The 12,515-nt window shown below is 41.3% G+C and carries 13 protein-coding genes; 11 read left to right on the forward strand and 2 right to left on the reverse strand.

Translation table 11 applies throughout. The features are described 5' to 3' along the window. The first annotated feature begins 32 nt into the window (after positions 1-32). Positions 33-938 carry a Solitary outer membrane autotransporter beta-barrel domain gene (locus AACW90_RS10645; RefSeq protein ID WP_502226692.1) on the forward strand — a complete coding sequence of 302 codons (906 nt, stop codon included), beginning with the start codon at positions 33-35 and terminating at the stop codon, positions 936-938. Positions 939-942: 4 nt separating this feature from the next. Here AACW90_RS10645 and AACW90_RS10650 read toward each other — a convergent pair whose 3' ends face one another. Next, the gene (locus AACW90_RS10650; RefSeq protein WP_390234060.1) at positions 943-2,076 is read right to left on the reverse strand and encodes a GGDEF domain-containing protein; all 1,134 of its coding nucleotides are present in this window, start codon (positions 2,074-2,076) and stop codon (positions 943-945) included. A 318-nt stretch (positions 2,077-2,394) separates the two neighbouring features. Between AACW90_RS10650 and AACW90_RS10655 the strand changes: the two genes are divergently transcribed. The 10 genes from AACW90_RS10655 to AACW90_RS10700 all read left to right on the forward strand — a co-directional run bounded on the left by AACW90_RS10655 (position 2,395) and on the right by AACW90_RS10700 (position 11,386). Then, the gene (locus tag AACW90_RS10655) at positions 2,395-2,763 is read left to right on the forward strand and encodes a late competence development ComFB family protein (protein ID WP_390234063.1); all 369 of its coding nucleotides are present in this window, start codon (positions 2,395-2,397) and stop codon (positions 2,761-2,763) included. 36 nt (positions 2,764-2,799) lie between these two features. Then, positions 2,800-3,078, forward strand: coding sequence for an HlyU family transcriptional regulator (locus AACW90_RS10660; RefSeq protein WP_390234065.1), 279 nt, complete (start codon positions 2,800-2,802; stop codon positions 3,076-3,078). Between the two features lie 307 nt (positions 3,079-3,385). After that, the gene (gene pntA / locus AACW90_RS10665) at positions 3,386-4,921 is read left to right on the forward strand and encodes a Re/Si-specific NAD(P)(+) transhydrogenase subunit alpha (protein ID WP_390234067.1); all 1,536 of its coding nucleotides are present in this window, start codon (positions 3,386-3,388) and stop codon (positions 4,919-4,921) included. Positions 4,922-4,931: 10 nt separating this feature from the next. Further along, positions 4,932-6,308 carry a Re/Si-specific NAD(P)(+) transhydrogenase subunit beta gene (gene pntB, locus AACW90_RS10670; RefSeq protein WP_390234070.1) on the forward strand — a complete coding sequence of 459 codons (1,377 nt, stop codon included), beginning with the start codon at positions 4,932-4,934 and terminating at the stop codon, positions 6,306-6,308. 222 nt (positions 6,309-6,530) lie between these two features. Beyond that, a complete protein-coding gene (gene vxrA, locus AACW90_RS10675) occupies positions 6,531-7,937 on the forward strand; it encodes a sensor histidine kinase VxrA (protein WP_390234073.1) in 1,407 nt (468 codons plus the stop codon). Next, the gene (gene vxrB / locus AACW90_RS10680) at positions 7,912-8,577 is read left to right on the forward strand and encodes a response regulator transcription factor VxrB (RefSeq protein WP_390234075.1); all 666 of its coding nucleotides are present in this window, start codon (positions 7,912-7,914) and stop codon (positions 8,575-8,577) included. The genes vxrA and vxrB overlap by 26 nt, the downstream gene beginning before the upstream one ends. A 5-nt stretch (positions 8,578-8,582) precedes the next feature. Then, the gene (locus AACW90_RS10685; protein WP_390234078.1) at positions 8,583-9,440 is read left to right on the forward strand and encodes a DUF2861 family protein; all 858 of its coding nucleotides are present in this window, start codon (positions 8,583-8,585) and stop codon (positions 9,438-9,440) included. Between the two features lie 61 nt (positions 9,441-9,501). After that, on the forward strand, positions 9,502-10,686 hold the full coding sequence (locus tag AACW90_RS10690) for a conjugal transfer protein TraF (RefSeq protein ID WP_390234081.1): 1,185 nt from the start codon (positions 9,502-9,504) through the stop codon (positions 10,684-10,686). A gap of 44 nt (positions 10,687-10,730) precedes the next feature. Continuing rightward, entirely contained in the window at positions 10,731-10,874 is a 144-nt protein-coding gene (locus tag AACW90_RS10695) for a YoaH family protein (RefSeq protein ID WP_390234083.1), read from the forward strand. A gap of 263 nt (positions 10,875-11,137) precedes the next feature. Next, positions 11,138-11,386, forward strand: coding sequence for a hypothetical protein (locus tag AACW90_RS10700; protein WP_390234086.1), 249 nt, complete (start codon positions 11,138-11,140; stop codon positions 11,384-11,386). 132 nt (positions 11,387-11,518) lie between these two features. Here the strand turns inward: AACW90_RS10700 and AACW90_RS10705 are convergent, their stop codons facing one another. Further along, positions 11,519-12,460, reverse strand: a complete 942-nt coding sequence (locus AACW90_RS10705) for a sensor domain-containing diguanylate cyclase (RefSeq protein WP_390234088.1) — start codon at positions 12,458-12,460, stop codon at positions 11,519-11,521. Between the last annotated feature and the right edge of the window lie 55 nt (positions 12,461-12,515).

The raw sequence follows: 12,515 nt of genomic DNA on the forward strand, positions 1-12,515 counted from the left end.
TGTGTCTGAGTAGCTATAGTTGGGCAAATGCCTTGCAACGCAACTTAGAGCATACATTCGCAGTATCAGTAGTGCTCACGGACAGTGATGCGTTCACTTTTGGTATTAGTGATTTCAACCCCAACAACATACTTAACCTAGACAATGAAGATATAGGCAGTGCTGACTCGATAGATTTACGCCAAAAAATCAGCGTTTTAACGATACCATTTGGAAAAAATTGGGAAAGTAGTGAGGATAATTATCATAGTGTCAATTTCAAACTGTCGTTTCTAAAGGTTGAGCAGGAAGTGGATTTTTCGACCATTCTCCCTTCTGAGAAGAGTGATACGTTTAAAGAGGAGGTTTATGGAGGGTACATCGGATACGGTTATCACGATCAGTTGACGGAAAACTGGTTTCTCAGATACGGAATAGGCGGGCATTTGCTGTACTACACCAACTCTTATGACTACAACAATAACAGTTCTCGCACTTATAGTAACAGTTTAGATGGGGTCGCTTATAATACTGACGCGTGGTCATTCTTGATAGAACCGTCTTTTAAAATTGGCTATAAAAAAGAAGTGGATTGGGGGAATTGGCAGCTATCTTCACGGTTCAATTACGCTTCTGGTCGAGGTTGGGGAGAAGCGAATAACGGTGATATTGGTAAACCTGAAAATGCCCGTTGGATAAATCAAGTAGAGATTTATCGTGATTTCTCCGAATGGAGTGGCATGGTTCAATCTATTTTCGCTAGTTTCAAACGCGTCGATTTAAATGGTGATTCTACGGAGCCGTTAGGAACCAGTTATTACTATGAAGTTATGGGAGGGTGGCTTATAACACCACCTTTCGAGACTACTTTAATCGATAACGTAGGTATAGGGCTGAGTTTAAACTATGGTAGCGCGCTTAAGGGAGGGAGTATCGTGTTGTATTTTAACCAAGATTGAGCCGCTAATTTGAGACCCGATTTCGGCCACCTTCTTTTGCTCTGTACAAAGCTTCATCTGCGGCTTTAAGTACCGACTTGGGGTCTCGGGTGTCGACACTATCTGCAACACCTATACTAATAGTCACGCTAACCGCACCAGAACGCGGTGAATTTGATCTTTGCGTCACGCCATTTTTGTCATTTTTTGGTCTGTCATCAAGGTTACGTAATATCATCTCATAATCGGCAATTCTTTCGCGAAGCTCTTCTAAATGATCGATTGTTTCATCTTGGTATTTATTTTTGAACAATACGGTGAATTCTTCGCCACCATATCGATATACCTTCGCTTTACCATTGGTATTAGCCATCAATGATGCGACAAGCTTCAACACGTCGTCTCCCGTATCGTGACCATAGGTATCATTAAATTTTTTGAAATGGTCTACATCCAACATGGCAATAGTATATTTCCTACCAAGATGTTTAAGCTCTGTGTCTAGGGCTCTTCGGCCGGGAATGTTTGTGAGCTGATCTATATACGCCAGCTCGTGGCTGGTGCTAATAACGCCTAGCGTTAGTAAAACGCCCCCTAACGAAAACAAAATGCTGGAGATAAAAGGGTATTGGAAGAGAATAAAGGTTAACGTTGATATGCAAAGACTGGAGTATACCGCAACATCAATTGGTCGATTGTATCTGAGTACCATTATGGCGAACAGACCGACCAAAAGAAGGCTATAAAGAATGATAATAAGGGGTAATAGTGATATTTCAGGAATGACAAATAGTATATTTTGCCAGGTTTGATTTAGTCCATTGCTATCAACAAATTGGACCGTTAATACTGACCAGCCAAAAAGTATCGCGACTATTGTAATATAAAGTGCGCTGGATAAGGTAAAAAAGCGTTTTTCAGGAAAAAGGTAGACGGTGACGCAAGCCGTAGGAAAAGTGAATGCCAAAACCAGAAACTCTATTTGGGTCGTCCCTGTCGATAAAGAACTTTGAAGCCTTGTTTGAATAACCCAGTACGCTACAGCCATCGCAATGGCAACCATACCAATTCGACCTTGGTTAAAGCTTTGACAAAGAAGGATACAGATTGCAAATAAAAAGTATGGTAGCTGACTGGCGAAGGGAATATTTGTTTGCACCAACAAGGTGACATTATTTATTCCAATGAAAATAAGGACAGTTAAAACCACAGGGAATAGGAGTCTAAATAAATTTGAATGTATGAAAGACATGTTCTCTAAGTCGCAAGAATTGCAAAGGTATCGTTACTAAGAATGATAGCATACTGTTTATTCATGAAAATCAAAGCAGTTTATCGAATAAATTCTAGTATTGAGGGTTAAGGTGAACGGATTACATCATTTTTCCAACCGCAGAATGTCTGTACCTTGAGGTTAACTGGCTATAGTGCTAGTTTAAATAAGTATCCTCTTAAATTAGGAACTTGGAGTAAGAATATGCAAATAAGTGTCGATGTGCATAATTACATGGAAACACTAGTGGGAACGGTACTCGCTAACGACGAATATACGGATAAGTATAGTAATGAACAGTTAGCAGATTTAGCGTGTTTAGCTCTGAACCAGTTAAGACCCGTATACATCCGCCATGATATTGATTTTTTATCTCGTTTAGCCGAAACACGTTTACTTGTGTTCAGGCAACAAGCTGAAGTCGCCGTCACTGCAGCAGAGGGTTTAATTAAAGATGATCGTCGGGTAATTCGTGAAGATGAAGATGTATCTGAATACTCAGCTAAAGGTAAAGTAGACAACGACAATCGTGAGTTAGAATGGTTTGAAGTACCTATCGTGTCGAAACAATAAAACCTTTTAAGTAACTCAATATATTTAGGAGTAATTGTGGGATTTTTTTCTAAACTGTTTGGTTCGAGCAACAAAAAAGCCGAAGCAAAACAAGTTGAACCAGTAGAATATGATGGCTTTCTTATTTACCAAGAAGCAAAGTCCGAATCCGGACAGTACAGAATAGCAGGACGAATTACGAAAGAGATAGATGGAGAACTGAAAGAGCATACCTTCATTCGTTCTGATGTTGTCGGTTCCGAGCAAGATGCGAATAGCCTTATGCTAAGCAAAGCCAAAATGTTTATCGACCAGATGAGAGGCGATATCTTCTAACTAAGCGCCTGAGATGTGAGCCATGCTACGTAGTTGAATTAGTTAAAGTAAACAACTTGATTTCCATCATTTTTGAAAGGGGCATTAGCGTATATGCTAATGGCTCTTTTAGTTTTTGATTCGATTTTGCTTACATAAAAGGCCCTCGATATCATTTCGATATTCAATACGGCCAGTTCTGTATGATTTTCCTACTAATGAGGTCGGATTAGTCATATAGACATGTATTTCTGGCAAAAAATACTTTAGATTCCAAACATCGTTCATAAAAACACTTTATTAATTGTGCCAATAGTAGGGAATAACTATGCAAATTGGTGTACCTAGAGAAATACTTGCAGGTGAAACACGCGTCGCTGCAACGCCAAAGACAGTTGAACAGCTAATCAAGCTGGGATTCGATGTCTCGGTAGAATCTGACGCTGGAGCTTTAGCTAGCTTCGATAACGTGTCCTTCCAAAATGCTGGAGCAACAGTGACCACCAAAGAAGAGATTTGGAATTCAGATCTCATCTTGAAAGTCAATGCGCCGTCGGATAATGAAATAGAATTGCTTAAAGAAGGTGCAAGCCTAATAAGCTTCATTTGGCCGGCGCAAAACGCTGAGTTAATGGAGAAGCTATCAAGCAAAAACATCAACGTTATGGCGATGGATGCGGTACCTCGTATTTCGCGTGCTCAGGCGTTAGATGCGCTCAGCTCTATGGCTAACATCGCTGGATACAGAGCAGTTGTTGAAGCCGCTCATGAATTTGGACGTTTCTTCACCGGTCAAATAACCGCAGCGGGTAAAGTTCCACCGGCTAAAGTTCTTGTTGCTGGTGCTGGTGTGGCCGGACTTGCGGCTATCGGTGCAGCAGGTAGTTTAGGCGCGATTGTAAGAGCATTCGATGTTCGCCCAGAGGTTAAAGAGCAAGTACAGTCAATGGGCGCTGAATTCCTTGAAGTTGATTTCGAGGAAGATTCCGGTGCTGGTGACGGCTATGCGAAAGAGATGTCTGAAGCGTTTAACAAAAAAGCGGAAGAGCTTTATGCCGCGCAAGCGAAAGATGTCGACATTATAATTACGACGGCACTTATACCAGGACGTCCAGCTCCGAAGTTAATTACCAAAGAGATGGTAGATAGTATGCAAGCGGGCAGCGTTATCGTTGACCTTGCGGCGGCTAACGGCGGTAACTGTGAATACACGGTTGCAGATAAAGTCATTACGACAGCTAATGGCGTGAAGATTGTCGGTTATACCGATATGGTCGGTCGTTTACCGACTCAGTCATCACAACTTTACGGTACAAACTTAGTCAACTTAATCAAACTTCTATGTAAAGAGAAAGACGGAAATATTGATATAGACTTTGAAGATGTCGTTCTTCGAGGGGTTACTGTGGTTAAAGCCGGTGAAGTAACGTGGCCAGCACCACCTATTCAAGTTTCTGCGCAACCACAGGTTAAAGTTGAGCAGCCAGTCAAACCCACAGCTAAGGTTGAAGAACCGGCTTCTCCAGTTAAGAAAATTGCTGGTCTAGCCGTTGCTGTTGGTGCTTTTGCATGGGTAGCTAGTGTTGCTCCTGCTGCATTCCTCGCTCATTTTACGGTATTTGTATTGGCCTGCGTGGTGGGTTATTACGTCGTCTGGAACGTGTCACATGCATTACATACTCCATTGATGTCGGTAACAAATGCTATCTCGGGGATTATCGTGGTGGGAGCGTTACTCCAAATTGGTCAAGGAAACACAGCAGTGTCAGTGCTTTCTTTTATCGCAGTATTAATTGCAAGCATAAATATTTTCGGTGGCTTTACGGTTACCAGACGTATGCTTGAAATGTTCCGTAAAGACTAAGGAGTAGTAAATGTCTGCAGGATTAGTACAGGCCGCCTACATTGTTGCTGCGGTTCTTTTTATAATGAGTTTAGCGGGTCTTTCTAAGCAGGAAACCGCACGCGCTGGTAACTATTACGGCATTACAGGTATGACGATCGCTCTGATCGCGACTATCTTTTCACCTGATTCGGCTGGTTTAGTGTGGGTCATCATCGCCATGGTTATTGGTGGTGGTATCGGTATCCATTACGCTAAAAAAGTTGAAATGACAGAGATGCCAGAGCTTGTCGCAATATTGCACAGCTTTGTTGGTTTAGCCGCTGTTTTAGTAGGTTATAACAGCTACTTGGATCACGGGATTATCCTAGACCAAGCGATGCTAAATATTCATCTTATAGAGGTATTCTTAGGTGTGTTCATTGGTGCCGTTACGTTTACTGGTTCCATTGTCGCATTTTGTAAACTTCGCGGTGTTATTTCATCTTCAGCGTTAAGCATTCCTCACAAACATAAGTGGAACCTGGCTGCTGTCGTCGGATCACTTTTCTTGATGATGGTCTTTGTGAACGCGGAAGGCAGTATGTTTGCCTTGATGTTGATGACGTTAATCGCGTTTGTATTTGGCTATCATTTAGTCGCTTCAATTGGTGGCGCTGATATGCCAGTGGTTGTATCGATGCTTAACTCTTATTCAGGTTGGGCTGCCGCTGCGGCGGGCTTCATGCTGGCAAATGATCTGTTGATTGTAACTGGTGCATTGGTCGGTTCTTCAGGAGCGATTCTTTCTTACATTATGTGTAAGGCGATGAATCGTTCATTCTTATCGGTGATAGCGGGTGGCTTTGGTCAAGACGTCGTCGTTGACAGCGATACCGATTACGGTGAGCACAGAGAAACAAATGCGGAAGACGTTGCGGATATGCTTAAAAACTCGACGTCCGTTATCATCACCCCAGGTTATGGTATGGCAGTTGCGCAGGCTCAATATCCTGTTCACGAAATTACTGAAAAGTTACGTAGTCAAGGTATTAAAGTGCGATTTGGTATTCATCCGGTTGCCGGAAGGTTACCCGGTCACATGAACGTTCTATTGGCTGAAGCTAAGGTGCCATACGATATCGTACTAGAGATGGACGAATTGAATGACGACTTCGCAGAAACTGATACGGTGCTTGTTATTGGCGCTAATGACACGGTTAACCCCGCGGCATTAGAAGATCCAAACAGTCCTATCGCAGGAATGCCAGTGTTAGAAGTGTGGCATGCTCGTAACGTTATCGTCTTTAAGCGTTCAATGAATCCTGGTTACGCCGGTGTGCAAAACCCATTATTCTTTAAAGAGAATACACAAATGCTATTTGGTGATGCAAAGCAAAGTGTCGATGCCATTTCTAAAGCACTGTAATAAATACACGTTTATGATTAACTTTTATAGTTAATTTGAATTAAAAGCCAACCATGATAGGTTGGCTTTTACATTTCTCTAACTTGAAAGGTAGTAATGAGTGCTATCTTCTTGAGAATAATGTGCTTTTCACCAATAATGTTATATTATTTGTTATTCACTCTTAAATTGGCCATCAATTTGTACTTTCGCAATTTCTCCTATTTTATCTTGATAGCTCTGATGCCATTTAAGGTAGTAGCGACGACGTTGCCGGAAAGGATCTCGAATTTCACGGAACGGTTCGATTATTCTCAAGCGACAGTAAACTACGATGTTAGGGTGCTTCAAACAGACTTCCCTACTAAGTTGATGTCTCCAGAGTTCATGCTGCCTCAAACCGCCAAATATCCATTAAAAGATATCCAACAAGTTTATAAATTATCCCAAAGCTGTACAGGTAAATTGCCTCTGAGTCCTTTGGTTACAGTGCCGTTGGTGTTTGTAAGAGCCATTTGTCGTGGTACACCGTTAAACACTAAGTGGTTTGCTCGATCTGGGTTAATACATCCTGGTGGCGGTACATATGCGCTACGATACGCGACAAAATTCCCTGACCAATTTGATCAGTTGCAATCCTACATGCACATTAAAGAAAGACCATTAGCTCCGGAAACCGAGCTGCTGGGGCGTTTACAAAGAATGCAAACCGACGCTATATCAGCATTGATAGCTGGCGAACGTATGTTTGTTGAAAACGAAGAAATGTGGCTAAAAAAGGGCAACGAGTACTACGTATTTCCTAATGAAGTTTGGCAATATAATGCCACCGAAGCGGAACTGAAATTTACATACGTAGAAAAAGATGTTTATTGCTTTGTAAAACGTGGCAACCTCTGCTGGGAACTAGAAGACCATTCTGACTTACTGCTTAAGAGCATGATTGCTCTGGTAATCATAAATATTACCTTGGTTGCAGGATGGGCGATATATCGCTGGAACGTCAAACGCGAAGAGATGAAGAGCCGCATGTTAGTGTTGCAAATATTAACGCACGAACTCAGAACACCAATCGCAAGCTTATCACTCACAGTGGAAGGTTTTAGAAGAGAATTTGAACGCCTTCCGGAAAGTGTATATGACGAATTTAGACGACTTTGCGAAGACACGATGCGACTTAGGCAATTGGCTGAAGCAAGCAAAGACTACCTTCAATCGGAACATCAAAACTTAGCGTCTGAATGGATTCCATCGGTTGAAGAATGGCTACACTATAGATATGAAGAGAGCGCAAAACCAATAAACATTGTGTTGAGTAAAGACGCTGCTGTAAAAGTTAATGTGTATTGGTTAGGCACCTGCCTCGATAATTTGGTGAACAATGCGATAAAATATGGTGTCGAGCCAATACAACTAAAAGTAAAAGTAAGTACGAATTCAATTGCATTTTTAATAATAGATCAAGGCAATATGACTAAGAAAAATTGGAAAACAGTTAAGAAACCGTTTGTCAGTAAGGCTGGATTAGGTCTTGGTTTAACGATTGTTGAATCGATGGTGGACAGAATGGGAGGTACTATGACTCTCATTGGTCCACCTACCACATTTAAATTGGAGATACCCTGTGAAACAGACACTACTACTCGTTGAAGATGATAAAAATTTGGCGGATGGATTATTAGTAAGTTTAGAACAAGCAGGTTACGAGTGTTTACATGCTGAAACTATTGCGGAAGTTGCGCCACTTTGGGAGAAAGCTGATCTAGTGATTTTAGACCGCCAACTGCCCGATGGTGATACGGTTGATCATCTTCCGTCGTGGAAAGAGATCAAGAAAGTGCCTGTCATCTTGCTTACCGCGTTGGTCACAATTAAAGATAAGGTTTCAGGCCTTGATGCAGGTGCAAATGACTATTTAACCAAACCCTTTGCAGAAGCTGAGCTGTTTGCACGCATCAGAGCGCAACTACGTTCACCAGGAAGTGACAACGATGACGAAGACTTAAGCAAAGTTATCACTAGCAACTTAGTTATTGATAAAGCCACGCGGGAAGTGTTTTGCCAAGACCAAACGATCACGTTAACAAGAACAGAGTTTGATCTGCTGCTCTTTTTGGCCAGTAATCTAGGCAGGGTCTTCACCAGAGACGAGTTGCTCGACCATGTTTGGGGTTATAATCATTTTCCGACGACACGAACCGTCGATACCCATGTGCTTCAACTTCGCCAAAAAATTCCAGGGCTTGAAATTGAAACACTCCGTGGTGTTGGTTATAAGATGAAAGCATAAAACGAATGCGAAATCTGTTTGTTCTAATTCTACTATTACCAAGCTTTTGTGGTGTTGCAAAAACTTGGTTTGAGACAAGTTCGCCTCTAAATCAAGCCCACGAGAAGCTTCTTGATAATGACTTAAAAGGCAGTTTCGATGCGATGATCCAGGTTTGGCAATCTGAACCTACTGAGTACGTAGAGAATCATCTAAATGAGTTATTGCAAAAAACCTTAGAAAATGATTGTGGTAAAAGTATCGCGACCGAACCCGTAGCGCCTTGGATTCGCAGCATAATAGTGAAAAGACAATCTATACAAAGTCCAGGTAGAACGGTTTCTAGAGCCATCGTTGAAATTACGTCAGAAACCGACATTACGGGGATACGTCTGCTCCGATGGCCAGATACCGTCGTATCCAAAGAGGCGAATTTTGAAGTCATCAAAGGTGAAGCTAAAAATATTTTTAGAATTAGCTACGAACTTAACCAACGATTACCGAGTGGATTGTACCGCTTGGAAGTGAGTAGTGACAACAATCAACCATGGCACCAATGGATAGTTATGGGCGAATCCGTTAATAAAGAAGTGGTCAGATGGGAATCAAAAGACAGTTGGGCTGTGGATAGGTTAGCTCAACTCAATCCATACTGTACTTTGCCTGTATTAACCGTATCACTTTATGATTACATCAAAGACGAGTATGTTCGGGTTTGGAATCAAGAGTATGAAGGCAAATACCCAACGCAATTACCAATTAGTGAGCTAAAACCAGATAGGTATGTCCTTGCTGTTGGAATTACACACCATCGCTGGCAAGGGCCTGTAATTATTGAAGATCAACAAGTTATAAGTAAAACTTACGATATTTCCTCTGAATAACCCTAAAGTCTTTCTCTTTTTAGCCGATACGAAATTAATGGATTAATTCTAGGCGACAAACATGAATAAATTACGCTTATCAGCGGCAATAATTGTTACTTTTTCATCCTCATATTCGATGGCCGCGAGCTATTCAATCGATGCCCGTGGCGACGCCATGGGTGGCGTTGGTGTGGTATCCGCAAGCTACTTAACGGCTCCGTTTTATAACCCGGCTATGGGTGCAATCTATCGCAGGAACGATGACGCGGGTATGCTTTTACCCGGTGTAGGGATTTCGTATAATGATGAGAACCAGTTGATAGACAATATCGATACGATGGCTGATTTGATAAGTGGCGTTGATTTAAATGACTCTTCTACATTCACTCAAGAAAAAATTGATGAACTCGATGCGGTTATGAATGACATGGAAGGCGATAACGCCCGGGTTGAATTTGGCGTTGTTGCCGCATTTGGTATCCCTAACCCATATATTTCGACCACTATTTTTGGTAAAGCTTATGCCGAATCTTTTATCGCGCCGGATATTGCTACTTCCAACGACTCGCTAACAGAACAAGCGGCTATTGCAGATAGAGCAAGTAGAAGTACAGTCAATGCCGTCTCTATCGGTATATTGGAAGCGGGGGCCTCTTTAGCCAAATACCAGACCGTCTTTGGTCAGCACATGTCATTTGGTGTCACACCTAAGTTTCAGAGAATCAATACCTATATCTATTCAGCTTCTGTTGAGAGTTACGATCTGAAAGACGTATTTGAAAACAGCACATCGGAAAGTACCTTTAATCTAGACGTTGGTGCCCTTTGGTTTTATGGACCATTCCGAGTGGGTTTCGCAGGCACAAACTTGGTGTCGCGCGATATTGAAACTCAAGTCTCAACCACGTCTTCTGGTTCAACGCAATCGTATACCTACCAATTGCGCCCTCAATACACCATTGGCGCGGGTTTCGTTGCAGACTATTTCTCATTAAGTGCAGACTATGATGTCACCGAAGACAAAAGATTCGACCAGTTTGAAGACAATACGCAATGGGTTCGCGTAGGTATGGAAATTGATATCATGAGACAACTCCAACTGCGCGCCGGTTATAAGCTCAACCTAGCGTATGAAGATAGTGATGGGACAGTAACTGGCGGTTTAGGTATTTCACCACTTGGATTATTCGAACTGGATCTAGCGGTAAGCTATACCAACGAAGATTCGATGGGTGCATACGCGAACTTTCTTGCGACTTATTAAAAAAATCATTATAGTCACGCCCCTTACCATTAAGGGGCAGTTTTATGTTTGATGACCTACCAACGTTAACACATCAAGAGCAACAAGAAGCGGTTGAGCAAATCCAAGAGTTGATGAAGCAAGGTATAAGTACGGCTGAAGCCATCAAATTAATAGCAGAACAAATTAGAAAAACTAAAGCAGGGTAGGAGAGTGGTTGACGTACCAATACCTTATTTTATCCCATTCATCCTACCGCACTATAACTAAATAAAACCCTCACAATATATAAACACCAACCACGCTTTCATACCTAAACCAAATTCGATAAATGCAAACTCTATGAGCTTTAAAATAAATTCTTGCAGTAACTCACCTACATAATGTCTAATTTCAATGAGTTAGTTGTGCATATTTATTCAAGGTCCCTTATTAAAAGCAAAAACCCCAAATCCAAACAAGGCGTCCTGTAATGTCGTTACACAGCGCTTTGTTTGCTTGGTATGATCTTCTGTTGGGGGTTGGTTGTTGGGATGTTCGTGAGTACTTGCTATTCTTGTGGGGAATAACAGCGCATCGTTTGGTTGGTTATTACAACAAAATCTATGGATTACTACCCATTGAACTCGTCAGATTTCACGTAGGACACAGCTGTGATTTTTTTGTCACATTTATCGTTAGCCGGCAGTGCATTACTAACCGAAACAGAGTGAATTTTTAATTTTCAGGGGATATATGGAAATGATCATCTATAACAGGATCGCTTAAGAGCGCATTATCAAATACGAAGCAATTGAACAGACTGGGAAGATTGAAAAGTTTTAGAGCGTCACAATGCCAATATATTGATCATTTAATGTTTGTAGTCCATTTCGATACAATTGATTGTTACTCTATTGCGGCCTTTTGATTTGGATTCGTACAGCGCCTTATCTGCTCGATGAAACACGTCGTTTTGTCCTACATCATCGCGACTCACTTTACTTACTCCAATGCTTACCGTCACGCGAGTTTGATCTGAATTAAATGTAAAATGATGTTCTTCAATTTTTTTGCATATCTGGCTTGCGAATAGATGAGCATCAGTAATGCCTGTATTTTTCAATAAGATTGCAAACTCTTCGCCACCGATACGACCAACACTACCGATATCACGCACTTCATCTTTTAATATATTAGCTACACTTCGAATCACTTCATCACCAAAAAGGTGCCCATAAGTATCATTAACTAATTTAAAATGATCGATGTCGATTATTAACAAAGCTGTTTCTATATTGTTCCTTTTTACACAGCCAAAACACTGATTCACTTTCATGCTAAAAGCACGGCGATTGAGTAATTGTGTAAGGTCGTCATGTTCGGACAGTTCAATTAATCGATCTTGATGTTCTTGATTCGAGGTGATATTTCGAGTAATCCATACCACAGCATTTTGCCCATGGATAGGACTTGTTAGAGGCTGAATACGACTTTCATACCACTGGGTTGTTTTCGGAATCGTTATATCCGGTATTGTTGGAAAATTATCAGGAGTGAAGCTATATAGGTAATGTTGAGTCTTCTGCGTTTCTAATGCTTCCGTCACTTTAACAAGAAACTCACTCGCTTGGCTCTTACTCAAAATATCTTCTAGATTTAAGCCAACTATAGAATCTGTCGTGTAAGTAACCTTCGTATCAACGCCACCAAAGGCATCTAAAAACTCACCTGATTCTGACAAAATAAATACCCTATCCGGAAGGGCTTTTAAGATAGACAGCAGCTCTGAACAACTACAATTTTTACTATTCATACAGTAATTACCTGATAGATTTATCAGTTTAAGGGAACAACCCATAAGTTTAACG

The organism is Vibrio frigidus (assembly GCF_042465995.1).
Classification (GTDB): Bacteria; Pseudomonadota; Gammaproteobacteria; order Enterobacterales; family Vibrionaceae; genus Vibrio.

Coding starts and splice junctions, on each gene's coding strand:
- AACW90_RS10655 (WP_390234063.1), top strand. CDS start 2,395: ATGCAAATAAGTGTCGATGTGCATAATTACATGGAAACACTAGTGGGA.
- pntA (WP_390234067.1), top strand. CDS start 3,386: ATGCAAATTGGTGTACCTAGAGAAATACTTGCAGGTGAAACACGCGTC.
- pntB (WP_390234070.1), top strand. CDS start 4,932: ATGTCTGCAGGATTAGTACAGGCCGCCTACATTGTTGCTGCGGTTCTT.
- vxrA (WP_390234073.1), top strand. CDS start 6,531: ATGCCATTTAAGGTAGTAGCGACGACGTTGCCGGAAAGGATCTCGAAT.
- AACW90_RS10685 (WP_390234078.1), top strand. CDS start 8,583: ATGCGAAATCTGTTTGTTCTAATTCTACTATTACCAAGCTTTTGTGGT.
- AACW90_RS10690 (WP_390234081.1), top strand. CDS start 9,502: ATGAATAAATTACGCTTATCAGCGGCAATAATTGTTACTTTTTCATCC.
- AACW90_RS10695 (WP_390234083.1), top strand. CDS start 10,731: ATGTTTGATGACCTACCAACGTTAACACATCAAGAGCAACAAGAAGCG.
- AACW90_RS10700 (WP_390234086.1), top strand. CDS start 11,138: ATGTCGTTACACAGCGCTTTGTTTGCTTGGTATGATCTTCTGTTGGGG.
- AACW90_RS10705 (WP_390234088.1), bottom strand. CDS start 12,460: ATGAATAGTAAAAATTGTAGTTGTTCAGAGCTGCTGTCTATCTTAAAA.